Source organism: Mucilaginibacter ginsenosidivorans, from assembly GCF_007971025.1.
GTDB lineage: Bacteria > Bacteroidota > Bacteroidia > Sphingobacteriales > Sphingobacteriaceae > Mucilaginibacter > Mucilaginibacter ginsenosidivorans.
Genome location: NZ_CP042436.1, coordinates 2,344,037 through 2,366,247, shown reverse-complemented (window position 1 = coordinate 2,366,247; position 22,211 = coordinate 2,344,037). Strand labels below are relative to the sequence as shown.

The 22,211-nt window shown below is 47.0% G+C and carries 26 protein-coding genes; 10 read left to right on the top strand and 16 right to left on the bottom strand.

Going from position 1 to position 22,211, the window contains the following annotated elements:
- Positions 1–40: 40 nt before the first annotated feature.
- The 6 genes from FRZ54_RS10800 (at position 41) to ilvA (ending at position 5,798) form a co-directional block, all read left to right on the top strand.
- On the top strand, positions 41–331 hold the full coding sequence (locus FRZ54_RS10800) for an antibiotic biosynthesis monooxygenase family protein (RefSeq protein WP_147031622.1): 291 nt from the start codon (positions 41–43) through the stop codon (positions 329–331).
- Between the two features lie 128 nt (positions 332–459).
- Positions 460–1,047, top strand: a complete 588-nt coding sequence (gene leuD / locus FRZ54_RS10795; RefSeq protein ID WP_147031621.1) for a 3-isopropylmalate dehydratase small subunit — start codon at positions 460–462, stop codon at positions 1,045–1,047.
- A 116-nt stretch (positions 1,048–1,163) separates the two neighbouring features.
- The gene (gene leuB / locus FRZ54_RS10790) at positions 1,164–2,228 is read left to right on the top strand and encodes a 3-isopropylmalate dehydrogenase (RefSeq protein ID WP_147034471.1); all 1,065 of its coding nucleotides are present in this window, start codon (positions 1,164–1,166) and stop codon (positions 2,226–2,228) included.
- A 118-nt stretch (positions 2,229–2,346) separates the two neighbouring features.
- On the top strand, positions 2,347–3,102 hold the full coding sequence (locus FRZ54_RS10785; protein WP_147031620.1) for a class I SAM-dependent methyltransferase: 756 nt from the start codon (positions 2,347–2,349) through the stop codon (positions 3,100–3,102).
- Positions 3,103–3,233: 131 nt separating this feature from the next.
- Positions 3,234–4,400 (top strand): 2-isopropylmalate synthase, encoded by a 1,167-nt coding sequence (locus tag FRZ54_RS10780; protein WP_147031619.1) that lies wholly within the window; start codon positions 3,234–3,236, stop codon positions 4,398–4,400.
- A 132-nt stretch (positions 4,401–4,532) separates the two neighbouring features.
- On the top strand, positions 4,533–5,798 hold the full coding sequence (gene ilvA, locus FRZ54_RS10775; protein WP_147031618.1) for a threonine ammonia-lyase IlvA: 1,266 nt from the start codon (positions 4,533–4,535) through the stop codon (positions 5,796–5,798).
- Between the two features lie 923 nt (positions 5,799–6,721).
- Here ilvA and FRZ54_RS10770 read toward each other — a convergent pair.
- From FRZ54_RS10770 to FRZ54_RS10705, 14 genes are all read right to left on the bottom strand, one after another.
- A complete protein-coding gene (locus FRZ54_RS10770) occupies positions 6,722–7,030 on the bottom strand; it encodes a hypothetical protein (RefSeq protein ID WP_147031617.1) in 309 nt (102 codons plus the stop codon).
- On the bottom strand, positions 7,030–7,365 hold the full coding sequence (locus FRZ54_RS10765; RefSeq protein ID WP_147031616.1) for a hypothetical protein: 336 nt from the start codon (positions 7,363–7,365) through the stop codon (positions 7,030–7,032). Before FRZ54_RS10765 ends, FRZ54_RS10770 begins: the two co-directional genes overlap by 1 nt.
- A 322-nt stretch (positions 7,366–7,687) precedes the next feature.
- Complete coding sequence (locus FRZ54_RS10760) at positions 7,688–8,401, bottom strand: hypothetical protein (protein WP_147031615.1); 714 nt, start codon at positions 8,399–8,401, stop codon at positions 7,688–7,690.
- A 230-nt stretch (positions 8,402–8,631) separates the two neighbouring features.
- Entirely contained in the window at positions 8,632–9,054 is a 423-nt protein-coding gene (locus FRZ54_RS10755) for a DUF4265 domain-containing protein (RefSeq protein ID WP_147031614.1), read from the bottom strand.
- Positions 9,051–9,143 (bottom strand): HNH endonuclease, encoded by a 93-nt coding sequence (locus tag FRZ54_RS24980; RefSeq protein WP_377026813.1) that lies wholly within the window; start codon positions 9,141–9,143, stop codon positions 9,051–9,053. The genes FRZ54_RS10755 and FRZ54_RS24980 overlap by 4 nt, the downstream gene beginning before the upstream one ends.
- 267 nt (positions 9,144–9,410) lie before the next feature.
- Complete coding sequence (locus tag FRZ54_RS10745) at positions 9,411–9,962, bottom strand: SMI1/KNR4 family protein (RefSeq protein WP_147031613.1); 552 nt, start codon at positions 9,960–9,962, stop codon at positions 9,411–9,413.
- Between the two features lie 73 nt (positions 9,963–10,035).
- Positions 10,036–10,554 (bottom strand): transposase, encoded by a 519-nt coding sequence (locus tag FRZ54_RS10740; RefSeq protein ID WP_147031612.1) that lies wholly within the window; start codon positions 10,552–10,554, stop codon positions 10,036–10,038.
- Between the two features lie 137 nt (positions 10,555–10,691).
- The gene (locus FRZ54_RS10735) at positions 10,692–11,150 is read right to left on the bottom strand and encodes a hypothetical protein (RefSeq protein WP_147031611.1); all 459 of its coding nucleotides are present in this window, start codon (positions 11,148–11,150) and stop codon (positions 10,692–10,694) included.
- A 49-nt stretch (positions 11,151–11,199) separates the two neighbouring features.
- The gene (locus tag FRZ54_RS10730; protein WP_147031610.1) at positions 11,200–11,625 is read right to left on the bottom strand and encodes a hypothetical protein; all 426 of its coding nucleotides are present in this window, start codon (positions 11,623–11,625) and stop codon (positions 11,200–11,202) included.
- 310 nt (positions 11,626–11,935) lie between these two features.
- Complete coding sequence (locus FRZ54_RS10725) at positions 11,936–12,319, bottom strand: hypothetical protein (protein WP_147031609.1); 384 nt, start codon at positions 12,317–12,319, stop codon at positions 11,936–11,938.
- Positions 12,320–12,753: 434 nt separating this feature from the next.
- Complete coding sequence (locus tag FRZ54_RS10720) at positions 12,754–13,743, bottom strand: ABC transporter ATP-binding protein (protein WP_147031608.1); 990 nt, start codon at positions 13,741–13,743, stop codon at positions 12,754–12,756.
- Positions 13,744–13,896: 153 nt separating this feature from the next.
- A complete protein-coding gene (locus FRZ54_RS10715; RefSeq protein ID WP_147031607.1) occupies positions 13,897–14,712 on the bottom strand; it encodes an outer membrane beta-barrel protein in 816 nt (271 codons plus the stop codon).
- A gap of 107 nt (positions 14,713–14,819) precedes the next feature.
- On the bottom strand, positions 14,820–15,635 hold the full coding sequence (locus tag FRZ54_RS10710) for a hypothetical protein (RefSeq protein WP_147031606.1): 816 nt from the start codon (positions 15,633–15,635) through the stop codon (positions 14,820–14,822).
- On the bottom strand, positions 15,619–16,188 hold the full coding sequence (locus FRZ54_RS10705; protein ID WP_147034469.1) for an RNA polymerase sigma factor: 570 nt from the start codon (positions 16,186–16,188) through the stop codon (positions 15,619–15,621). The genes FRZ54_RS10710 and FRZ54_RS10705 overlap by 17 nt, the downstream gene beginning before the upstream one ends.
- A gap of 316 nt (positions 16,189–16,504) precedes the next feature.
- On the opposite strand from FRZ54_RS10705, the gene FRZ54_RS10700 reads away from it, so the two are divergent.
- From FRZ54_RS10700 to FRZ54_RS10685, 4 genes are read left to right on the top strand one after another with little or no spacing between them, the layout of a single operon-like run.
- Positions 16,505–17,779 carry a metal-dependent hydrolase family protein gene (locus FRZ54_RS10700; protein WP_147031605.1) on the top strand — a complete coding sequence of 425 codons (1,275 nt, stop codon included), beginning with the start codon at positions 16,505–16,507 and terminating at the stop codon, positions 17,777–17,779.
- A gap of 38 nt (positions 17,780–17,817) precedes the next feature.
- Positions 17,818–20,010, top strand: a complete 2,193-nt coding sequence (locus FRZ54_RS10695; protein WP_147031604.1) for an alpha-galactosidase — start codon at positions 17,818–17,820, stop codon at positions 20,008–20,010.
- A gap of 23 nt (positions 20,011–20,033) precedes the next feature.
- The gene (locus FRZ54_RS10690; RefSeq protein ID WP_147031603.1) at positions 20,034–20,339 is read left to right on the top strand and encodes a DUF4160 domain-containing protein; all 306 of its coding nucleotides are present in this window, start codon (positions 20,034–20,036) and stop codon (positions 20,337–20,339) included.
- Positions 20,336–20,620 (top strand): DUF2442 domain-containing protein, encoded by a 285-nt coding sequence (locus FRZ54_RS10685; RefSeq protein ID WP_147031602.1) that lies wholly within the window; start codon positions 20,336–20,338, stop codon positions 20,618–20,620. The genes FRZ54_RS10690 and FRZ54_RS10685 overlap by 4 nt, the downstream gene beginning before the upstream one ends.
- On the opposite strand, the gene hemJ is transcribed toward FRZ54_RS10685, so the two are convergent.
- Together hemJ and hemE are read right to left on the bottom strand one after the other, a co-directional pair.
- Entirely contained in the window at positions 20,614–21,162 is a 549-nt protein-coding gene (gene hemJ, locus FRZ54_RS10680; RefSeq protein ID WP_147031601.1) for a protoporphyrinogen oxidase HemJ, read from the bottom strand. The two genes, FRZ54_RS10685 and hemJ, sit on opposite strands and share 7 nt — an antisense overlap.
- The gene (gene hemE, locus FRZ54_RS10675; protein ID WP_147031600.1) at positions 21,162–22,208 is read right to left on the bottom strand and encodes a uroporphyrinogen decarboxylase; all 1,047 of its coding nucleotides are present in this window, start codon (positions 22,206–22,208) and stop codon (positions 21,162–21,164) included. The genes hemJ and hemE overlap by 1 nt, the downstream gene beginning before the upstream one ends.
- Positions 22,209–22,211: the final 3 nt, after the last annotated feature.

Here is a 22,211-nt window from a genome sequence, read left to right as displayed (position 1 = left end):
TCTGTCTCACATCTCAAATCTCACGTCTCATATCTATAAGATGATACTCGAAGTCGCCATACTCAATGTAATACCCGGATCGGAAGATGATTTCCTGTCGGCTTTTTCGAAAGCGCAGCATATTATCCCGAAGATGGCGGGCTACATTTCGCACCAGCTAAAAAGATGCCTGGAAAATTCCAGCCGTTTTATTTTGCTGGTAGAATGGCAAAAACTAACAGATCATACTGAAGGCTTCAGAAAGTCCGACGAATACCAGGAATGGAAGGGTTTATTACATCATTTTTATGATCCTTTCCCAACAGTCGAGCATTATGAGGAGGTGAAATAGCAAAGTATTGGTTATACGTGGGACGTTATACGTCATAGGTAAGGGCCGAAAAAAACGTATAACGTCTGACGTAGAACGTAAAACCGAATCGGTGTAATCATTACTACATCGGTGTAATCAAATTAAAGATGGCAACTAAAATATTCAAACATGTACAAAGCACCGTGGTGCCGCTGCCGATAGAGAATATCGACACCGACCAGATCATCCCGGCACGCTTTTTAAAGGCAACTACCCGCGAAGGGTTCGGCAACAACCTGTTCCGCGACTGGCGTTTTGACGGCGAGGATAATCCAAAGGATTTCGTCCTGAATCACCCTACCTATTCGGGCAAAGTACTGGTAGCCGGCAAGAATTTCGGTTGCGGAAGCAGCAGGGAACATGCTGCCTGGGCCATTGTCGATTACGGTTTCGACGTGGTGGTAAGCAGCTTCTTTGCCGATATTTTCAAAGGCAACGCGCTGAACAACGGCTTGCTGCCGGTACAGGTAAGCGATGCTTTTTTGGCAAAGATATTTGAAGCCGTTTTTGCTGATCCGCATGCGGAGGTAGAAGTTGACCTGGTCGACCAGTTCATCAAAATTTCCGCCACCGGCGAACAGGAAAACTTCGAGATCAACCCTTACAAAAAAGCATGCCTTACTAACGGCTATGATGATATCGACTATATCCTGAGCAAAAAGGAATTGATAGAGGAGTACGAAAGTAAGAGGTGAAAGGATAAAGGCGAAAGGTAAAGGTTTTACGTGGGACGTTATACGTTGTACGTAAGAACCTTATTAAAAACGTAAAACGTCGAACGTATAACGTTCAACCCAAAATAAAAATGGCAATTAAAAAAAACATATTAGTAATACCCGGCGACGGGATAGGGCCCGAAGTAACCACCTGGGGTAAGGCTGTGCTGGAAAAGATAGGTTCCATTTACGGGCATACCTTTTCTTTTGATGAGGGCCTGATGGGTCACGTGGCTATTGAGGCCACGGGCACTTCGCTGCCTGATGATACTTTGGCAAAAGCTAAAGCCAGCGATGCGATATTGTTCGGAGCGGTTGGTCATATCAAATATGATAACGATCCGTCGGCAAAAGTTCGCCCGGAGCAGGGCCTGTTGAAGATCCGCAAGGAACTGGGCCTGTACGCCAACCTGCGCCCTATTATGCTGTTTGATGAGTTGCTGAATGCATCGAGCCTGAAACCTGAGATATTGAAGGGAACTGATATCCTGTTCTTCCGCGAATTGACGGGTGACGTGTACTTCGGAGAAAAAACCCGGGGCGACGGCTTCTCATCCGACCTGATGATCTATCACAAATACGAGGTAGAGCGCATAGCCAAAAAAGCTTACGAGGCTGCTATGGTGCGCGGCAAAAAATTGTGTTCGGTAGACAAGGCTAATGTGTTGGAAACTTCCCGCCTTTGGCGCGAAGTAATACAGGACGTAGCCAAACAATATCCTGAGGTGGAGACAGAACATATGTTCATCGACAACGCGGCTATGCAACTGGTGAAGAACCCGAAGAAGTTCGACGTGGTGGTAACGGCCAACCTGTTTGGCGATATCCTGACCGACGAAGCCTCGCAGATCGCAGGTTCCATGGGTATGCTGGCATCGGCGTCTATTGGCGACGGAACGGGCTTTTTTGAACCTATCCATGGTTCGGCGCACGATATTGCCGGGCAGGACAAGGCAAATCCGCTGGCATCCATCCTATCTGTAGCGTTGATGTACGAGATCGCTTTCGGTTTGAAGGAAGAAGCTAAACGCATCACCGATGCCGTCGACAAAACATTAAAAGCAGGCTACCGCACCGGCGACATTGCGGACAGCAACACAGATAAAGCAAAAATATTAGGCACCACGGCCATGGGGCAAAAGGTGCTGGAGTATATTTAATGTGCGGATGTGTGAATATGCAGATGTGCAAATGAATTGATAAATACCATGGACTATTGACCATGGACTATGGACTAACATCGGTGTAATCATTAATAAATCAGTGTAATCGTGTCTTATGAAATGGAACGCTAACCTGTACGATGACAAACATGCTTTCGTATTCCAATACGGCGAGAGTGTGCTGGAGTTGCTGGACGTAAAGCCCGGCGAACGTATCCTCGATCTGGGTTGCGGTACCGGTCATTTGGCCAAAAAAATACAGGAACATGGCGCCGAAATTATCGGTATCGATGCCTCGCCGGAGATGATCGCACAGGCAAAGGCAAACTACCCTGAATTGGATTTTCGCGTTGCTAATGGCGCAAGCTTTAGCTTTGATGAACCCTTTGATGCTATATTCACCAATGCCACTTTGCACTGGATACACGATGCAGATGGCGTGATCAAAAGCGTTTATAATGCGCTTAAACCCGGTGGACGTTTCGTGGGCGAATTTGGCGGCAAAGGAAACAACCGATTGATGATGGCGGCTACGGAAACCGTGCTCAAAAAGCATGGTTATGTTAAAGGCGATTTCATCCACCCCTGGTATTACCCATCGACTGCCGAATATGCAACAAGGCTGGAAGCAGGTGGTTTCCGGGTAACTTTTGCCACGCACTTCGACCGGCAAACCTTGTTGCAGGACGGTCGCGAGGGTATGGCCAAATGGTTCAGTATGTTCGGTTCATCCATTTTCAAGATGGTACCGGCCGACGAATTGCTGCAAATATTAAATGAAATTACCGACCTGCTGCAACCCACTAACGAAGTGGATGGGCAGTGGTATGCGGATTATAAACGGCTGCGATTTATCGCGGTAAAAGAATAGAGAATGTGCAGATGTGCAAATGACTAATGACGAGAAAATCGGTGTAATTAATACCACATCAGTCTAATCAAAACAGAAAAATAATCGGTGTAATCATCAAATAACATCGGTGTAATCAAAAAAACAAAGATATGCTACACGATCCCAACCGCGTTTATGTTTTTGATACCACGCTTCGCGATGGCGAGCAGGTACCGGGCTGTCAGCTGACTACCCCTGAAAAGATAGAGATAGCCCGCGAGCTTGAAGCGCTGGGCGTTGACATTATTGAAGCCGGGTTCCCCATATCCAGTCCTGGTGATTTCCAGAGCGTGGTGGAGATATCCAAAGCCGTAAAGGAACCTACTGTTTGTGCGCTCACCCGCGCGAATAAAGGCGACATCGATTCGGCCATCGAAGCTCTGAAGTATGCCAAACATCCGCGTATACACACCGGTATCGGTTCGTCGGATATGCATATCAAATACAAGTTCAACAGCACCCGCGAGGAGATACTGGAGCGCGCCGTGGAGGCCGTGAAATACGCCAAGCGCGGTGTGGAAGACATCGAGTTTTACGCCGAAGATGCCGGCAGGGCCGATATTGAATATTTGGCGAAGATGATCGAGGCGGTCATCGCGGCAGGCGCCACCGTTGTCAATATTCCTGACACTAACGGTTACTGCCTGCCCAACCAATACGGTGACAAAATCCGGTTCCTGAAAGAAAACGTAAAAAATATCGATAAGGCCATTATCTCCGTTCACTGCCATAACGACCTCGGCCTGGCCACAGCCAATTCTATCCAGGGTTTAGCCAACGGCGCCCGCCAGGTAGAAGGTACCATCAACGGCATCGGCGAACGCGCCGGCAACACTTCCATCGAAGAGGTGGTAATGATCCTCAAAACACACCACAGCCTCGGGCTGCACACCAACATACAAACGCAACGCATTTACGATATCAGCCGCATGGTGAGCACGCAAATGCGCATGCCTGTACAGCCCAACAAGGCTATTGTAGGCAGCAATGCCTTCGCCCACAGCTCGGGCATACACCAGGACGGTTTCCTGAAAATGCGCGAGAACTACGAGATCATCAAGCCTGCCGATGTAGGTTTTCCCAATGCCAGTATCGTGCTCACCGCCCGCAGTGGCAGGGCCGCACTCAATCACCACCTGGAGCGTCTGGGTTACAAGCTCGACAAAGAAGAATTAGCCGAGGCCTATCACCGCTTCCTGACCCTGGCAGACAGCAAATTGGATATCCAGGACGAGGACCTGCATGGGCTGGTGGTAAATAAGCTGGTTTCAAAATAGCCTCACCCCGGCCCTCTCCAAAGGAGAAGGTGTACAAAGGCTTACCGCGCATCATACACACAAAACACAACCCGGTATTAAAGGTCCCTCTCCTTGGGAGAAGGATTTAGGGTGAGGCGAACCACCAAACACATGGACACAGTGAGTACGGAAAAATTAACCCTGATAGCTACCGGGGTCGAAACGGCATATCAGCGTTTAAAAAGCATCGTCAAACACACCCCACTGGAATATAACGCCCGGCTATCCGAACGGTATGATTGCCAGATCTACCTCAAGCGCGAGGATATGCAGGTGGTGCGTTCTTATAAACTGCGTGGCGCTTATAATATGATAAGCCAGCTGAGCGACGAGCAGCACCGCCGTGGTGTAGTTTGCGCCAGCGCGGGTAATCATGCGCAGGGCTTTGCTTATTCCTGCAAAAAGATCGATATCAAAGGCGTCATCTTTATGCCGCGTATTACTCCGCGCCAAAAGATCAAACAAACCGAAATGTTCGGCGATGACAATATCGAGATCATCCTTGTTGGTGATACTTTCGACGACTGCCTGAAAGAGGCCCTGGCCTATACCGAAGCCAATGGCATGACCTTCGTTCCGCCGTTTGATAACCTGGAAGTTATTGCCGGGCAGGGAACTGTGGGCGTGGAGATATTGAATGACCTGCCCGATGTGGAGGCCGTTATTATGCCGGTAGGCGGTGGCGGATTATCTGCGGGTGTGGGAACGTATTTAAAACAGCATCGCCCGGGTATCCTGCTGGCCGGTGTCGAGCCGGAGGGCGCGCCTTCTATGCTGAGGGCCTTTGATAACGGCGGTCCTGTTACACTGCCGGAGATCGACCGCTTTGTGGACGGCGCCGCGGTAAAACGTGCCGGCGAACTCACCTACCCCATCTGCCGCGAAGTGCTGGACGACATGCTGCTGGTACCCGAAGGCAAGGTTTGTACCACCATACTCAAACTATATAACGAGGATGCCATTGTGGTTGAACCTGCGGGTGCGCTGTCTGTAGCCGTGCTCGACCTTTATCGCGACCGTATCAAAGGCAAAAAAGTGGTTTGCATTATTAGCGGCGGGAATAACGATATCGACCGCATGGCGGAGATCAAGGAGAAATCATTATTGTACGAGGGCCTGAAGCATTATTTCATCGTCCGCTTTCCGCAGCGGCCGGGGGCACTAAAGTTGTTCGTAAACAACGTGCTTGGTCCGGATGATGATATTACCCGTTTCGAGTTCATCAAGAAAACCGAGAAGGAACGGGGTCCGGCGCTGGTAGGTATCGAGCTTAAAGCGGCAGAGGATTATACTGCATTGCTGCAGCGTATGGAGGAATACCAGTTCGATGTGATCGAGATCAACCGCGATCAGACGTTGTTTGAGTATCTTGTCTGAAGTACAAACATTTCACTAATATCCCAAATTACGTTATGGCGAGGAACAGCCTGTCCCGAACTCGTTTCGGGAAAGCCATCTTTGCACGGGATATTCAGGAAGCAAAATACTTTTAGTTAAACGGATGAATGTACCCCGCTCAATTGCCGCGGTGGCTAGCTACTTTGTCTTGATACAAAGTAGCGCAAAAATCAAGTCAGCGCTAATGGCTTCGTTGCCCTCGCCAGCCGCACAGGCGGCGCACGGGCCTTATCCGCACATAAAACAGAACCTAAACTTGGAAAATGATGCCCACGACTATCCTATCTGTTCATTACCCGGCAGGGCAACATTTTCAAAAGTTTTGCAGCCGCACAACCCTGTGTTCTGTTTTATTTTTGGCCGAAGCCCCGAGCGCTGACAAGAGTATCCAGTAATAGAGCTTTGTCATTCTGAGCGATAGCGAAGAATCTATTGACGAACTATGTGCTTAGGAAATTATTTTCATTAGTCCATTTTCCCGATAGCCATCATGGCGAGGAACAACCTTTCCCGAACTCGTTTCGGGAAAGCCATCTTTGCACGGGACATTCAAGAAGAAAAATACTTTTGTTAAACTGATGAGAGTACCCAGCTCAATTGGCGCTGGCCTGTTACTTTTGGCTTGATCCAAAAGTAACCAAAAGATCAAGACAGAAAAAAGCTTCCGCCCGCCCTGCCGGTTCTTACGCTTTTGTAGCGCTCCGCGCATAGCAAAAGCTAAACCGTCATTCACGCCTTTACCCCGGCCCGCTTTTCTGTCTGCCCCGCGCTGTTTAACCTTTTGCCTCCGAACGCTGACGGTTCACAATCGATTGTTGTATCCGGGCCCGCGTTAACCTGTTTACTTGCCAGAATGGATTTTACCACTACGCCAACTGCCAAGCACAACTTCCACTATAAACTTACTTTCCTGTAGTTTTAAACTGGTTACTCAACTTTGCAGGTTCGCCACCGAAGGGTTGCCATGCCGGGTCTGCCGAAATACGGACACCGGCCATAGCCTGCCGGTCGTGCCCCGGGTATTCTCCCACTTCCAGTTCGCGTATTTCGCGCTCTATCAGCGAAAGTTCCTCCCGCAACCTGGTCACGTGCGCCACCTGGTTCAGGCGGTTGCTCAGCGACTCGTCGAAACGGTAGTTATCCAGTAATATTTTTCTTATATCCTCGCGAAGGCCCGCTGCCTTCTTTTTGAGGTTTGGTAAACGTTTCATTAAAAAGATTCTAAGTAATGTGTTTGCCGGTAGTGGCAAATCACCTCTATCAACTCGTCTATTTGTGTGGCGGGCACCTCGGCCCGGCCATTGGTAGTATATACAAAAATGTTGCCGGGCTCTTCAATCGTCACGTAGCCCATATAATTGCGGTCGTTAACGGCGTTGCGGTAATTCCGGTCCTGCCCGCGGTCATCGTACTCTGTGCCGTCGCCTGCGCCGCTGTAAATGTTGTAAACATAACTCAGCACGCTGTGGCTGTCCGGGTTCACTTGTATCTCGGGTATAATCCTGTAAGGCACCCCTGCACCTACAGTTGTAAATATTGTTTCCATTGGTAATGTATTGATACATACATACGCATAAAACAGCCAAAAGTTTGTTTTATTACCCGGTACGCTTATTTGTGACAGGGGGATGATGCGGGGAAGTGAGTGGTGAGTGGTGAATGGCGGTGAGTGGTGAATGGTGAATAGCGCTGCGCACAAAGAGGGCATTTGAAACCCTCTTTACGAAGCAGAGAGGGTGACTGCCCCCTGCAGCTGCCATTAAAACGGCCCTTATGCCATAGATATCCGCCGTCAGCTTGTATAAGATTTCTCCTCGCTACGCTCGTTCGAAATGACGTAGTTTATTAAACGCCGTACGTCTTATCTCTTAAAAAAACCGCACAAAATACCCGGCTACAGATTGCCATAGCGCAGAATGGGGCAGAAAATAAATGCTGTAATGCGATACCGCCAGGATAACGAAAGCGATGATATAGGCGCGGGCATTGTTGCCTTTGATCCAATCGTAAACGATGAGGCCGACGAGGACCAGGTCGGGTATTAAAAAGCCAAACAGTAAGGCCTCGGAGTCCAGGTGTAATACGTGTACAAAAACCCTGCGCATCCCTGCCCCTACTATGGCCAGCGAAGTGGCTATCATGTAGCGCATGTGGTACGGGGTGCGGTGCTTGTTGATGATGGCCAGCAGGTACAGCACTGCGAAATCGAATATCTGGTAGACTTGAAAATAGGTTCCGGCGAGGATGTCTGGCCGGGGTTTATGCGCGGCCACGGCATTTAGATACGCCTCGCGGGCGATGAAGTGGATGGAAATAATAATGCAAGGCACCAGCACATAGGTAAACCTGCCGATGATGCGGTGCGCCCTGTATTTGCCGTACCGGATGAGCAGCGGCTGCACAAACAGCAGCACAAACCAGGCGCTGAACAACAGCCCGTGGATATGCTGGATGGCGGTAACGTTATTAAAGGACGGGAAAAGCCCGAAATAGGTTTTGAAAAACCCCAGCACCACGATGCCGAAAATAGCGACAAACAGCCAGCTGACATTTTTGTAGCCTTTTTCTATTGAAGAATCCATTGCGATTTAGTTTACAGGCTGTAAGGTAGCTAAATATTTAGTGATATTCTTTATTGGCCAAACGCTGCACGGGCTGATCAAACACAAACGCCCGGTTTTGGCCGGACCTGCTCGGTTGTTTACATAGTAGTCCGAAGTCGGAGACATTCGGACAGCGTGGCAGGCTTATAAAAAGTAAAAGCCCAACGATGTGGTTGGGCTTGTTAATACATATGCTTTGCTTCGAATGTTCATTTGAATCCTAAGCAAGCTTCTTGATAGTCATATAAACCGTTATTGAAGCCGTTTTCAAGGAATAATTTCACCTGTTGATACGGGACAGTTTTGGGTATTTCTACCGCGATTAGTGTTGAAAGATGACTTCCTTCCCAATTACATCCCATTTCTTCCAACGCCTTAGTCGTGGCTTCAATATTGTTTTTATCACAGAATATCAATCTCACTACACTATTACCAGATGGCTCAATTAAGCTATCAAAATACAATTCACCATCATCATTTTCTACTGATATGATATCTCCCGGAGCGATATTTTTGGCAAAGAATGGGATATTATCTATTCTATAGTAGTCGCCTATCTTTGTAGCCCAAACACTTTCTGTTTTAAATTCTCCTTCGTCTGAATAGACTAATAATACTTTTTTATCCATCATTGATCTCCTATATTGCACTTACGACATCTAACTCTGCCATTATTAGGTGTACCACTTCCCCCGTCACTTTTCTTCTTAATATGATCCACATGAGCTTCATTATCCGGTGGAGTTATCCCTACGCCCTTGTTGGTGTTATCACCAACAAGTACCGCATTTATTATCAATCGGCATAATGTGTTAATAACCCAAACTCATCATGCCCGGTTTCATAAAACTTAGCCGACGAGTATTTATAATCTTACGCCCTTGTTGGTGTTAACACCAACAAGGGCGTAGAGATCACAAAGCCAGTAATAAGTAGGATAGCACATAAAAAGTAAAAGCCCAACTTGTAAGCTGGGCTTGGTATTGTTTTATCTTTCAGTACCGTCATAATTATAGTCCTCAAGCGTCCACTCTATCATGACTTCTTTTATCCAGCTTACAAAATCATCATTACATTGTTCTACTTCTTCGGGCTTTCTATAAATAAAATCATGTTGCCAAAATACAATTGGACAAACTCCATTTATTAATTTGGATAAGTTAAGGCAATAGTGATTGCCCCTCCCATCAGGAGAAAAAGGCAAGAATTCGCTTGGCATTGCATTATAAGTTCTTTCATCGTGCTCATATTTATAAACTTCATTAAGCGACGTGCCTCTAAGCGTGTTGTCGAGGCCATATATTTCAGTCCCCGCTAATACTATTCTATTATGCTTTTTAATTATGTATTTGAAATCCAATGGAAACTCAAATCCAATACTCCTTTCAAATATCCCTAATCTATCATCGGTTATCTCCGGTCCTAAAGAAATGATACTTGGGTCGAATTTATGCAACTCCGTCAATAGTAGGTCACACTCTCTAAATATATCATTCATGTCCTGTTCTTTTATTTTTGCTTTGGGTATTCTTTCTTCCAATACGCTTTCTTATCTTTTTCAAATTGTGCTACGCCCTTGTTGGTGTTATCACCAACAAGTACCGCATTTATTATCAATCGGCATAATGTGTTAATAACCCAAACTCATCATGCCCGGTTTCATAAAACTTAGCCGACGAGTATTTATAATCTTCCGGATATTCGACTAACTTCCATTTGCCCTGCAACGGATTATTATGAATATAATCAAGCTTTTGTACAAATACACCATGTGTCCATAAGTCGATACTTAACGAATTGCGCTCCCAAATTTGGTATTGTCGGTCTTTGGCACTTACATGGTATAATTTTAGCTTTTCAGGATCGGTTTTAGCCAGCTCGAATTTTATTTGTTGCCCGGTGAATTTCAAAAAACGTAATTGTATCTTTTCCTTTATAAACCCATCCTGTATTTGCCATATCAGATGTATGTGATTTGGCATGATCACGAAGCCGTAAACAACGATGCTTTTTTCGTTTTTCAAAAACAGCAGGCTGTTGATGATAATGTCTTTAAACCTGTCCGGTTCTAAAAGATATTTCCATTCTAAAATTGTGGCCGTAAAAAATTGGGCATGGTAATCAAAATTCATATTGGCCATATTGCTAATTTACAACATTCAGGTACTTGTTGGTGATAACACCAACAAGGGCGTGGGAGAGCTTGTGGGCTGGGCTTGGGATGTATCACAAACAGGTTTGAGCATTACCTTTACTCGAGATATCTATGTCAAAAAATCGACACAAACAGCTTCATCTTCCCCTTTATATCGTCATCCGTGATTTCATTTAATGGAACATTGCTCAATAGGCTTTTAGCGACCTTCCCATTAATTATAAACAGATAATAAAAATCAAATCTGGCGCTATTCTTATTCTTGCCGGTATACTGGTAAATGATATGCTGGCCCGAACCAGTAGTGTCAGCGTTCTTAAGTAAACTGCCGACCCTATCCATTTGTCCAGCCGGTAAATGAGGAGCATCATTACCGCGATACTTTAGCTTATTGTTCTCAAAGTAAAACACCTTGTATGTCGTCCGAAAAGCATAATCACCGCCCTCAAAGACTTCTAACGCTGAACGTTCAGGAGCCAACTTAATAAGACTATCTATCGGGCGAATATCTGCTAAATTAGGAGCATCAACCGATGTGAAGCACATATAATCTTTCCCTTGGACAGCAGTCATGTTTTGTTGTGCGCATGCAATTACCGAACACAATAACAAACTAAGTATGCTAGTTATCTTTCTTATCATCGCCAGTGTTTATGTCTATAGTGTGTGGTATCTCGATTAGATGGGGGCCAGGTAGTGCATGCAACTCTTTAAGGAAATAAGTTTCTCGCGGTGCAATTCCTAAGTCGTTCCTTATTATGTTTTCAGTTCTGGAAGTTGCAACTTCATCAGCCTTATGAGTTAAATAGTTAGCATGGTAGCCTGCATTTATTACGTCAAGTGCTGGCGTTTTTAGAGTGATACCAGTTGCTTTTACAGTCCTATCGACCCCTTTATCGTTGTCATCGGCATGAATTTCTTCATGCGCTTGAATTATCATATTAGGCGCACCATCAGAAGGCTTTTGTGTTAAGTTCACGTACATATCTGAACCAGCTCCCTTGTTTCCGCTCCCATCAGGTTCTTTAGCAAGCGTATGACTGTCCATTAGATTGCCATTATTATCTTTTGCGTTTAGGTGAATTGTAATAACGTTGCTAGACTTCTTTAATTGTTTCCAGTCGGATTTTGCTTGCGCGGAATTCCTACGCCCTTGTTGGTGTTATCACCAACAAGGCGTGGCAAGGGCTGATCAAAAACAAAAGCCCGGTTTTGGCGGGACCTGCTCGGTTGTTTTACATAGTAGTCCGAAGTCGGAGACATTCGGACAGCAGACTACGGACGGCGTTGGTAAATTATTTTGCGATATTCCGAATATTGGAATGATCTGCTGCCGCTTGTCATCCCCAAACGGAGCGTCACTTAATATTCTTCACTAACTCCCGATAATCTAAGGTGCTCACATGTACGTTCCCCTTATAAACCATAACTTTCAAAGATCCAACGTTTTTTGACAATGAATCGCCAATAGCAACTGAAGTGCTCCAATCAGGATAAAGTTCGTAGATATATCCATCCGATAGAATTAATGTCTCTGTGTTGTGATTTTCTTTATCATAGTATATTGAGTCAACCATTCCGTGAAACGACATTTGGGAAGCGTCCCTCAAAATTAAATCATTACCTCCAACATCGTGTGATACTTTGTAGTAAAGGAGAGCGATAAGGGGCACAATGATTGCAATTGCAGATATTAGCAAAATGCGGTTTACCTTTTTATCAACAATATATCTATTTTCCATAACATTGCATTCATCGGAGTTTAAAAGTACAAAAAGCCGCTTTAAATATATCCGGGTTAACGGTTGTGTTTTCCGCTGTCCTACGTCTCCAGCCCTCGGATACCCTATGCACATAGTTTCCAACTACCCGCGTTGGCAATAGCTGCCGGGAGCGGGCGGCATCTATTTATGGTTAACACTTTCTTCGCTTGTATTGATTTAATATATTGACAATCAATTACTTAACAATTAAAACTATACAATTGTGTTAACCATGTTAACCCTTCCTTTTTGAGCTACAGTGGCATACTGATGGCTGCCGGCAGCAGCGCCCATTTAAAGAAATCAGGGTTCGTTGATTAGCATGTGCGGAGATGGCCACGCTATCGCTCGCCATGACGGTTTGGTTGACGCTACTCCACCCTCCGATCTCTGACATCCGACATCCGACCTCCTCAATACTCCAAATACTTCACCACCTTCAGTGCTACTTTGCTGCCTTCACCGTATTTGCCGGCCTGGCCGCTGAGGATGCGGAGGGTTACGCCCTTGTTTTCGAGGAGGAGTTCCTCGTAAAAGCCTTTGAAAAGCACCTGTCTGACCATCCACTTGCGATTACGCCAGCTGGTGGTGGCCTCAGCCCATTCGGGGTACAGCATCACCTGGGTCTTTTTGGCTTTTATACCGCAAACGGCTGCTTCGGCGGCGGTGAGCATGTTGCAGCGGGCCAGCAGCCGCGCGGTGTATATCGATTCGGGGTCGTTGTATATTTTGCGGGGGTTGCCGGCTTCCAGTATCTCGCCGTCTTTCAGCACCACCAGCGTATCGGCCATGCTCAGCACTTCTGCCGGGTCGTGAGATACCATTATGACGGTAAGGCCCGTGTCCTTCACTATCTGCCGTATATCTTCCTGCAACCCGTCACGAAAGGAAGTGTCCACCTGGTTAAAGGGTTCGTCAAGGAGCAGCACTTCGGGTTCTGTTACCAGCGCGCGGGCTATGGCTATGCGCTGCTTTTCGCCGCCGCTCAGGTCGGCAATGCGCTTGCCGGCCAGGTGCAGCATGTTCAGCTGTTTCAGCACGCGTTCGGTCTTTTCCTTTTTTGCTTGCAGGTCGGTATTGGGTAACAGCACGGCAACGTTGTCCCACACTTTGGCAAACAGGTTCAGGTCGTCCTCGGCCTGGGTCACCATCTTCATTGCGTCGTGCCCGGGTATCAGCTTTTCCTCAGGTCCCCAAATACGTTCGCCTTTGAACTGTACCTCGCCGCTGTCGGGCGAAAGCAGTCCATACAGCAGGCTCAGCAAGGTGCTTTTTCCGCTGCCGCTTGCGCCGATGATGGCCGTAACCTGCCCCGGCTGTATATACAGGTCGGTCGGCTTAACGCCCCCGCCGCCGGGGTATACTTTACTGATTGATTTTGCCTGGAGGAAAGGTGTGGACATTAAAGACAAATATAGTCGGAAAGTCGGAAAGTCCTAACAGGAGTCGGAAAGTCCGGAAGTCAGCATAAGTCCGAAAGCCAACCTCTACTGAAACGAAAAGTCCGGAAATCCATCTTACGGACTTCCGGACTTTGGCGGTCTTTCGGACTAAGATCAAAACCCAAACGTCATCCCGAACGCGAAGTTCTTCAAACCCTTTTGCGCGGGACTGTTCTCGAACATGTCGTTGGTGTAGTATTTGGCGAACACGCCCCAGCCGGCGTAGCCTACCCGTACAAAGCCACCGAAACGTACTTTGGTAAAGTGGTAGTCGTCGTCTATCTTCTGCTTACCATGCTCGGCGCTGATCTGTTTTACCCGACCGTTGAGCAACAGTCCTGCCTCGGGACCGAATACAAAGTGAAAGCGGTTGCCGCGGTCGTCCTCATGCGAACGGATATCAAATGACAGCGGTATGCGCAGATAGCTGGACGAAAAACGGTTTTTGCTGTAATGGATACTGTCCTGGCGATAGGTGAGTACCGGTTGGTTAGGCAGGATGGTAATATCCTGGCGCAGGCGTATCAGCGTCCAGTCGAACCCGCCCGAAAGGTATACCTTAAAAACATCGCTGAACCGCACGCCCATCTGTACCACATCAAAACCCACGTTGCTGCTCTTCCACGACCGGTAATTCAGGAACTGGTTTTGTGGCGACAGGGTGAAACTGCCGTTATCGATCAGGGTGGTCAGGCCCAGGTCGAACCGGGAGAAAGTGAGACCGATAGACGCCTTGGGGTAGCTGTTGTCGTCATGGTGCCTGTGATGCCTCCAGGGCATGCTATCATCGTCATCATCGTGATAACCTATATGTATATCCCCGTTATTTGACGTATCTGCTGACGACTTCACCGAGTCGGTTTTGGTATCCTGTGCAAACAAAGTTGTTGCTGCCGCGCATATCATCGCGGTAATTAGTAAACGTTTCATATTATCTATTTGTATTTGATTACACCGATGTTATCATTACGATTTCACCGATCATTGTTAGTTATTAGTCATTGTTCATCGAGTATTTGCACATCTGCATATACTCCCTACTTCCCATCCCTCTCTTCTGCCTTCACCTTCACCGGCCCGATATTTACCGCGGTTATCATCGACTCGTCATCGTCCGAATCGCTAAACTCAATGGCCTTGTCCTTGCGTTTATCCACTTTGGCCACTACCAGGTTCACCAGGTCGCCGAAGTTACGTATGCCATGCCTTTTAGCCTGTTTCGCGGGCCTGTTGGCTACCGGTGCCTGCGCTATGGCCTGCTCCGGTTTGGTTATCTCCGGCATGTTGTCAACCGTCAGTGTCTTTTGTGTCAGTTCTGTTGATTTGTCCGGCACAACCGCATTTTTTATATCTACCGACGGTGCAACTGCCAGCAATTCTTTTTCCTGCTCTTTAATAACTTCGGGCACTGCCTTCACTTCAACCGGTTGCTGCTGAACCTGTGTAACAGGCGCTGCCTTTTCTTTTTTGATGGTCGAATGGGCCATCCGGTTCACATCCGGCTGCTGTATTGCGTGCTTTACAGGTTCGGACTTCGTCACAGCTTCCAGTTGACTTGCCGGCTCTGTAGTTGCTCCGGGTGCCCGGGTCGGTTTAACCGCAGTTTTCACTATACCGGTTTTAGTATTCTTTGGCTGATCGGTCTTTACATGCCGCGGGATGAACAGCAGTCCTGCGGTTATCAGCACGATCACGCTCGCAGCTATCCGCAACAGCGGCAGCCAAAACTTTTTACGTTCGCGCCCGCCTAGTTCGTCGTCGATGCCTGTCCATACCCTTTCAGATGGTTCAGCCTCAAAACCTTCCAGTTTCGACCGGAATACGTCATCAAATTCGTTATCCTGCATAGCCATATTTATTTCCTTCCCTGTTAACAATTTGTTCCTTTAATATTGTTCGTGCCCTCGATAATTGCGACTTCGAGGCGCCCTCGGTAATGCCCATTATCCCTGCAATTTCTTTATGCGAATACCCTTCAATAGCATACAGGTTAAAAACCATCCTGTACCCCGGCGAAAGCTTGTTTATCAGCAACATCAGGTCCTTCGCATCCAGGTTTGCCACTGCAACGGGGTTAACCGATTGCTCTTCGCCCACATCATCCACATCCACCACCTGCATCATTTTGTGGTGCTTACGGTAGTATTCGATCGAGCTGTGCACCATTATCCTGCGCACCCAGCCCTCGAACGAACCTTCGCCACGGTAATCGCTGATCTTTTGGAACACCCGTATAAAACCGTTCTGTAGCATATCCTCCGCCTCCATCCTGTCGATAGCATATCTTAAGCACACCCCCATCATTTTGGAGGCGAACTGTTTGTAAAGCAACTCCTGGCCCTTTCGCTCGCCGGCTTTGCATTTTTTTAACAGCTCTTCTATTGTGTATTTATGTTCCAAAAACATCATTTAAAGGTAAGATGAAAATGGATAGTGAATGGTTGCACGGGGATGAAAATTATTTTTAAAAGCGTCAGCGTGGATAAACAAAGTGAAACCCTCTTTATCGCTTGCGATAGAGGGTCGACAAGCGCAGCGATGTCGGGGTGAGTCCAGCAAGCGATAGTCAAATGTATTCATTGGCGCCCGGGCCACGCGGAATCTATCCCTTTCCCTGGTGCAAATCTTTCAAAACATTAACTACCTGTTTAATTTTAGGACGAGATAAGCCGAACACATTAAAATTTATTTTCCTAATTTGTCTCTCCGTCTTTAACCATCAATGAAAAAACTGAATCTCCTCATTATCCTTACGTTTTATGCTTTTTTCGCACCGGCCCAGTCCGCGCGCACCGATACCGCTATCCTGTTAAAACCCGACCGCGTTTTCGATGGTCAGCAGATACATACCGGCTGGTGGGTTTTGATCATAGGGAAGCATATAGAGGCCGTGGGCGAACCGGCAGCCATCCATGCACCCGGAGATGCGAAGATCATCGAATTAAAAGGCACTACCCTTATGCCGGGCATGATCGAAGGACACTCGCACCTGTTCCTGCATCCCTATAACGAAACAAGCTGGAACGACCAGGTACTGACCGAAAGCCGTGCCGAACGTACCGCCAGGGCCGTCGTCCATGCCAGGGAAACTTTGCTGGCAGGCTTTACCACCGTACGCGACCTGGGTACCGAGGGCGCAGGCTACGATGATGTAGGACTTAAAATCGCGATCATGAAAGGTGTTGTTCCAGGTCCGCGGATGCTGGTGGCCACACGCGCCATTGTAGCGACAGGCAGCTACGGGCCAAAAAGCCTTAACGAAAATACTTTCATTCAAGGCGGCGAAGAAGCAGACGGTGTGGAAGGCATAACCCATGTCGTGCGTTCTCAAATAGGTCATGGCGCCGATGTAGTTAAAATTTATGCCGACTACCGTTGGGCGCCCGATGGCACGGCGGCTCCAACCTTTACCGAAGATGAACTGAAAAAAGCGGTGGAAGTTGCGCATAGCAGCGGCCGCATTGTTGCCGTGCATTCGGGTACCGAAGAAGGTATGCGCCGCTCCGTAATGGCGGGTGTGAATACTATTGAACATGGCGACGGCGGCACGCCTGAATTATTCAAAATGATGAAAGATAAAGGCATCGCCCTTTGTCCCACCCTGGCTGCTACCGAGGCGATAGAAACTTACTATCATGGCTGGAAGAAAGGAATTACTCCGGAAAATGCAGCAATAAAGCACAAGCGCGAAATGTTCAGTATGGCGTTAAAAGCAGGCGTTACCATTTGTATGGGCGGCGATGTGGGTGTTTTCCCGCATGGCGATAATGCCCGCGAGATGATCCTGATGGCTGAATATGGCATGAAACCGATCGATGTGCTGCGCTCGGCAACATCGGTCAATGCTGAGGTTTTCAACCAAAAGCAACTCGGCAATATCAAACCCGGCTTTTTAGCCGACCTTGTTGCCGTGCAAGGAAAGCCTGACGAAGATATCAGCGCGGTTAAACAGGTAAAGTTCGTTATGAAGGACGGCGTTATTTACCGGCAGGATTAACACTTATTTTCTTAGATTAGCGCATCCAAATAAACCATATGAGAACTTATTTACGCTTTGTTAGCCTTATTGCAGCTGTCTTGATAATTGTCATCAATACATTAAAAACCAGCGCGCAGGAAACCGTCATTCCGATAGAAACGAAGGATAATGCCATAGTTTTACAGGTGACCGCCGACAAGCATCTTAATATCATCTACTTCGGGAAAAAGCTTTCCGACAAAAATGAATATCAAAATATCACCCATTTTTTCCCGCTTGATGGTAATGGGGTCTTTAATTCTGCCTACACCACTACCACCCGTAATCTTTTTGAGCCCGCAATAGCAATTACCAATGCCGACGGCAACAAAACCATTGATCTTGTATATGTCAGCCATGCGTTCGATAAGATCAGCGATGATGTGTCGGAAGTACAGGTAAAGCTGAAGGACCCGGTGTATAACATTGATGTAACGCTTTTTTACAAGCTGTACAATTCCGAAAATGTGATCGAACAGTGGAGCGTTATCGAAAATCATCAGAAAGGCAATATCAGCCTCAACAAATATGCATCGGCCAATTTACTTGTCCATGCAAAAAGCTACTGGCTGAAACATTATTACGGTGGCTGGGCCGAGGAAATGCGGCCCGAGGAAACACAACTAACGCACGGTATCAAAACGCTCGACAGCAAGCTCGGCGCCAGGGCCGATTATTTTCAACCGCCTTCTTTTATGGTCTCCCTGGATAAACCGTCGGCTGAAGATGACGGCGATGTGCTGATCGGGAACCTGGAGTGGAGCGGCAATTACAGGATCGATTTTGAACTCGACCCAACCGATAATCTAAAACTGCTCGCTGGTATCAATAACTATGCATCCGATTACAGCCTGAAACCTAACACACCTTTTGAAACGCCAAAGCTGGTTTACACCCTCTCGCATCATGGCGCCGGCGAGGCCAGTCGTAACCTGCACACCTGGGCCAGGAAGTACCAGATCGTCGACGGGATGGGGCCACGGCTTACCTTGCTGAACAATTGGGAGTCGACTTATTTTGATTTTAACGAACCCAAGCTTTCCGGCTTATTAAAAGATACAAAGAAATTGGGCGTCGACCTGTTTTTACTGGACGATGGCTGGTTCGGCAATAAATATCCGCGCAACGACGACCATGCCGGCCTGGGCGACTGGCAGGTGAACAAAGCCAAGCTTCCCAACGGTATCGCGCACCTGGTAAAGGAGGCGAAGGATGACGGCGTTAAATTTGGTATTTGGGTAGAGCCTGAAATGGTAAACCCTAAAAGCGAGTTATACGAAAAGCACCCCGACTGGGTAGTGAAACAACCCAAACGTGATGAATACACCATGCGGAACCAGTTTGTGCTCGACCTGAGTAATCCTAAGGTGCAGGACTTTGTATTCAATGTTGTCGATGGCCTGTTCACCCAAAACCCTGATCTCGCATATATCAAATGGGATTGCAACGCGGTAATGTACAATGCTTATTCGGCTAATGAAAAGGACCAGTCCAACTTTTATGTCGACTATGTGAAAGGTTTGTACAGCGTTTTGGAGAAGTTGCGCACCAAATATCCTAAAGTGCCAATGATGCTTTGTTCGGGCGGCGGCGGCCGGGTAGATTACGGCGCTTTGAAATACTTTACCGAATACTGGCCAAGCGACGATACTGAGCCTATCGAACGGGTCTTTATCCAGTGGGAATATTCCTACCTGTACCCCGCCCTCGCCAGTTCAAATCACGTAACCGATTGGGGTAAGGAACCTATTAAATTCCGGGTCGATGTGGCAATGATGGGTAAACTTGGTTTCGACATTGTCGTAAGCAAGCTTTCGCCCGATCAACTGGCCTTCTGCCAGCAGGCGATTAAAAATTACGGCGATTTCTCTGAAGCGATTTGGCACGGCGACCAGTACCGCCTGCAAAGCCCATGGGATAATGACGCAGCATCGCTTATGTACGTAGATGCCGCAAAAACCAGGGGTATCATGTTCAATTACCTTGTTAATAACCGCTACCACAAAGGAACATTCGCCCCCATCAAATTGAAAGGACTGGATGCGGGCAAAAAATACAGGATTAAAGAGATTAACCTATACCCCGGGACAAGATCAGGCATAAAGGAAGGTGTTTACAGCGGCGATTTCCTGATGACGGTAGGTATCAACCCCGAAGTGCGTGAAGGAAGGACAAGTGTGGTACTGGCGATTGAGGAGGAAAAGTCATAAATTAGCTTAATATTAATTGGAATATGCCTAAGATTTTTGAGTATTTTGGAATAGTCATTTTCTTTTATTCCAATGAACATGAGCCTATCCACGTACATGCATCTTATGGCATATTGGAAAGCAAGGCTGAATTTTACATTATAAATGGCATAATTTCTGAGATAAAAATTAAATTAGTAAGCGGGAAACGACCTTTAGATACTACCCGGCTTAAGGATTTTGAAAAATTCCTTGAGGTGTATGCTGAAAAAATAGTTCAAAAATGGATTGACTATTTTGTTTATCATAAAGAAGTTTCGTTCGAAAAAATTACGAAAAAGATAAGATGAGAATTACACAGGTTTTTGATAAATCAACCGTAATAGATCCAATAGAAATCAAATCGGCTCATTATACGGGCGAGTATTCTATAGATTTATCTTTCAGCGATGGAACTAAAAGGCTTGTCGATTTTAAACCCTTCCTTAAAGGCTCTTTGCACCCATCCATATCCAAGTATCTTGACAAGGAACTTTTCCTGGAATTTAAAATAGTTGCAGGTAATTTAAATTGGAACGATTACGACCTTATATTCCCTGTCGAAGATCTGTATAAAGGCCAGATTCAGTGACTATTTTTCTCCCTGAAATACTTATAAACTTTCACACACAGCATAATAATCATCGAAAACAACACGATGCCCACCGTGCCGTATATCCAGCTTATGCCGTCCTTTACCACCGCAAGGAACACGATAGCAAACAGCAGTATCGTAGCCACTTCGTTCCAAAGCCGCAATTGGGCCGAGCTCCATTTGAACACCCCGTTACGCATTTGTTTGACAATATTCTGGCAGATGAAATGGTAAACCAGCAGGCCGGCTACAAAACCCAGTTTCAGATGCATCCAGGGTTGTTGCAACCACGCCGGCACCAGGTAAAGCATGGTAATGCCCGCCGCAACGGTAAGTATCATTGAGGGCACCGTAATGGCGTTCCACAACCTGCGCTCCATCACCTCAAATTGTTTGGAAAGTATGGTCTTGTCAGGTTCGGGCTTTTCCTGTGCCTCGGTATGGTAAATGAACAGGCGTACGATATAGAATAGCCCTGCAAACCAGCAGACCACAAATATGATGTGTATGGCTAAGATATATGGATACGCAGCTCCCATTAATTCCGGTATTCTTTTATAATATCAACCGCATACTTCACATTCTCAAATGGGATATCCGGCATAATGCCGTGGCCCAGGTTAAATATAAAGCCGCTCTCGCCTTTCATGCGCTCGAACAAACGATAAATTCTTTCTTTTATAACTTTCTTATCAGCATATAAAATATGCGGATCAAGGTTACCCTGCACCGCTATACCTTTAGGTAAGCGCTGCTTTATATCCAGCAGGTCCACGTTCCAGTCGATGGAGATCACATCAGGTTTAGCCTCCGCCATAAGCGGCGCAAATACCGAGCTGCCTTTGCAGAACGATATAACCGGTACATCCTTCCGGTTTAGCTTGCTGATGATCTCAGCAATGTATTTATGCGAAAACTCCTTGTAGTCGTCCCATGCCAGCGCCTGCGCCCAGCTGTCAAAGATCTGTACGGCATTAACACCGGCAGCTATCTGCATGTTCAGGTAATCCGCCGTTACTTTAGCGATCTTTGAAAGTAGCTGATGTGCCAGTTCAGGTTCGTTGTGTATCAACAGTTTGGTAAGTTTGAAGTCTTTTGACGATCCGCCCTCAACCAAATAGCTCATCACCGTAAAGGGCGCCCCTGCAAAACCGATCAGCGGAACGCTGCCCTGCCCGTCCGGCAGGCGGGCGTTCAATCGCTGCTGAATTACTTTGATCGCATCAGCAACATATTGCAGCTTGTGCACGCATTCGGTATCCAGACCATCCACATCTGCTTTGGTGCGGACCGGGTTGGCAAATTTGGGACCTATGCCGTTCGCGAAGCTAAGATCGCCGCCCATCGCTTCGCCCGTCACCAGGATATCCGAAAACAAAATAGCAGCGTCGATCCCTAAAAGATCGACCGGCAGCATGGTAACATCGGCGGCAAGTTCGGGGGTCTTGCACATTTCCAGGAAAGAATACTTGTTCTTAATATCCCAGTATTCCTTCATAAAACGGCCCGCCTGGCGCATCATCCATACCGGCGGACGCTCAGTTGGCTCCGAAAATGCGGCTTTTATCAGTAATGAATCTCTCATATA

Excerpts from the sequence above, each read along its gene's own strand:
- FRZ54_RS10800 (WP_147031622.1), top strand. The coding sequence starts at position 41 with ATGATACTCGAAGTCGCCATACTCAATGTAATACCCGGATCGGAAGAT.
- leuD (WP_147031621.1), top strand. The coding sequence starts at position 460 with ATGGCAACTAAAATATTCAAACATGTACAAAGCACCGTGGTGCCGCTG.
- FRZ54_RS10785 (WP_147031620.1), top strand. The coding sequence starts at position 2,347 with ATGAAATGGAACGCTAACCTGTACGATGACAAACATGCTTTCGTATTC.
- FRZ54_RS10780 (WP_147031619.1), top strand. The coding sequence starts at position 3,234 with ATGCTACACGATCCCAACCGCGTTTATGTTTTTGATACCACGCTTCGC.
- ilvA (WP_147031618.1), top strand. The coding sequence starts at position 4,533 with ATGGACACAGTGAGTACGGAAAAATTAACCCTGATAGCTACCGGGGTC.
- FRZ54_RS10770 (WP_147031617.1), bottom strand. The coding sequence starts at position 7,030 with ATGAAACGTTTACCAAACCTCAAAAAGAAGGCAGCGGGCCTTCGCGAG.
- FRZ54_RS10765 (WP_147031616.1), bottom strand. The coding sequence starts at position 7,365 with ATGGAAACAATATTTACAACTGTAGGTGCAGGGGTGCCTTACAGGATT.
- FRZ54_RS10760 (WP_147031615.1), bottom strand. The coding sequence starts at position 8,401 with ATGGATTCTTCAATAGAAAAAGGCTACAAAAATGTCAGCTGGCTGTTT.
- FRZ54_RS10755 (WP_147031614.1), bottom strand. The coding sequence starts at position 9,054 with ATGATGGATAAAAAAGTATTATTAGTCTATTCAGACGAAGGAGAATTT.
- FRZ54_RS10740 (WP_147031612.1), bottom strand. The coding sequence starts at position 10,554 with ATGAATTTTGATTACCATGCCCAATTTTTTACGGCCACAATTTTAGAA.
- FRZ54_RS10735 (WP_147031611.1), bottom strand. The coding sequence starts at position 11,150 with ATGACTGCTGTCCAAGGGAAAGATTATATGTGCTTCACATCGGTTGAT.
- FRZ54_RS10730 (WP_147031610.1), bottom strand. The coding sequence starts at position 11,625 with ATGGACAGTCATACGCTTGCTAAAGAACCTGATGGGAGCGGAAACAAG.
- FRZ54_RS10725 (WP_147031609.1), bottom strand. The coding sequence starts at position 12,319 with ATGGAAAATAGATATATTGTTGATAAAAAGGTAAACCGCATTTTGCTA.
- FRZ54_RS10720 (WP_147031608.1), bottom strand. The coding sequence starts at position 13,743 with ATGTCCACACCTTTCCTCCAGGCAAAATCAATCAGTAAAGTATACCCC.
- FRZ54_RS10715 (WP_147031607.1), bottom strand. The coding sequence starts at position 14,712 with ATGAAACGTTTACTAATTACCGCGATGATATGCGCGGCAGCAACAACT.
- FRZ54_RS10710 (WP_147031606.1), bottom strand. The coding sequence starts at position 15,635 with ATGGCTATGCAGGATAACGAATTTGATGACGTATTCCGGTCGAAACTG.
- FRZ54_RS10705 (WP_147034469.1), bottom strand. The coding sequence starts at position 16,188 with ATGTTTTTGGAACATAAATACACAATAGAAGAGCTGTTAAAAAAATGC.
- FRZ54_RS10700 (WP_147031605.1), top strand. The coding sequence starts at position 16,505 with ATGAAAAAACTGAATCTCCTCATTATCCTTACGTTTTATGCTTTTTTC.
- FRZ54_RS10695 (WP_147031604.1), top strand. The coding sequence starts at position 17,818 with ATGAGAACTTATTTACGCTTTGTTAGCCTTATTGCAGCTGTCTTGATA.
- FRZ54_RS10690 (WP_147031603.1), top strand. The coding sequence starts at position 20,034 with ATGCCTAAGATTTTTGAGTATTTTGGAATAGTCATTTTCTTTTATTCC.
- FRZ54_RS10685 (WP_147031602.1), top strand. The coding sequence starts at position 20,336 with ATGAGAATTACACAGGTTTTTGATAAATCAACCGTAATAGATCCAATA.
- hemJ (WP_147031601.1), bottom strand. The coding sequence starts at position 21,162 with ATGGGAGCTGCGTATCCATATATCTTAGCCATACACATCATATTTGTG.
- hemE (WP_147031600.1), bottom strand. The coding sequence starts at position 22,208 with ATGAGAGATTCATTACTGATAAAAGCCGCATTTTCGGAGCCAACTGAG.